Consider the following 517-nt stretch of genomic DNA (forward strand, 5'->3'; position numbering starts at 1 on the left):
AGGGCCGGGTCCGGCGCGCCCCGCTCGCCGGCCGGGTCACCGGCGGTGTCGGCGGCCCCGTCGTCGGCCGGCCGCACACTCAGGTACGTACCGGCCGGGGTCCGCAGCCGTACGCGGTCCACGCCCTCGGCGAAGTCCACGCGGTCGGCGCCGAAGCGCTCGTACAGTCCCTCCAGCGGTGTGGAGCGGTGGATGAGGGTGCCGCTGTACCAGTCGAGCTTGCACTCGTCGGCGAGGAGGCCGACCACCGCGACCCGGGTGTCCTCCCGGGCGAGGGGCAGCAGGCCGTCGTTCCTGAGCAGGACGACCGCCTGTTCCGCGGCCTCCCGGGCGAGGTCCCGGTGCGCGGGGGTGTCGAAGTCCCCGGGGTCCGCCCAGGGGTCCGGGCCGGGGTCGAACTCACCGAGCCGGAAGCGGACCGAGAGCTGGCGGCGCACCGCCGTGTCGATGTCGGCCGTGGTCAGCAGGCCCTGGTCCAGGGCCTTCCGGACGCGGGCGACGATCCGGGAGCTGTCCG

1 protein-coding gene is annotated in these 517 nt (G+C 75.8%); it reads right to left on the bottom strand.

The features are described 5' to 3' along the window. On the bottom strand, positions 1 to 517 hold a 517-nt coding region (locus HO151_RS06930; protein ID WP_173895207.1), incomplete at both ends, for a glycoside hydrolase family 3 C-terminal domain-containing protein.

Source organism: Streptomyces sp. 8P21H-1, from assembly GCF_013302945.1.